General features: G+C 57.8%; 1 protein-coding gene. It reads left to right on the forward strand.

Features of this window, described 5'->3' with window-relative positions:
- On the forward strand, positions 1–602 hold a 602-nt coding region (locus tag DK870_RS29180; protein ID WP_161550435.1), incomplete at both ends, for a ribonucleotide-diphosphate reductase subunit beta.

A 602-nucleotide genomic window follows, 5' to 3' on the forward strand; every position in this document is an offset into this window, starting at 1 on the left:
GACGACGAACGCCGCATCGTCATGCGCAACCTCGGCTTCTTCTCCACCGCCGACTCGCTGGTCGCCAACAACCTGGTCCTGGCCGTGTACCGCCTGATCACCAACCCGGAGTGCCGCCAGTACATCCTGCGCCAGGCTTTCGAAGAAGCGATCCACACCCACGCCTACCAGTACTGCATCGAATCGCTGGCCATGGATGAAGGCGAGATCTTCAACATGTACCACGAGATCCCATCGGTCGCCAAAAAAGCCGCCTGGGGCCTGAAATACACCCGTTCGATCTCCGATCCGAAGTTCGAAACCGGCACCGTCGAAACCGACAAGGAACTGCTGCGCAACCTGGTCGCCTACTACTGCGTGCTGGAAGGCATCTTCTTCTACTGCGGCTTCACCCAGATCCTCTCCATGGGCCGCCGCAACAAAATGACCGGCGTCGCCGAGCAGTTCCAGTACATCCTGCGCGATGAGTCGATGCATCTGAACTTCGGTATCGACGTGATCAACCAGATCAAAATCGAAAACCCGCACCTGTGGGATGCCGAGATGAAGGAAGAAGCGACCCAGATGATCCTGCAAGGGACGCAACTGGAGATCGAATACGC

The organism is Pseudomonas sp. Q1 (assembly GCF_009935975.1).
Lineage (GTDB): Bacteria > Pseudomonadota > Gammaproteobacteria > Pseudomonadales > Pseudomonadaceae > Aquipseudomonas > Aquipseudomonas palleroniana.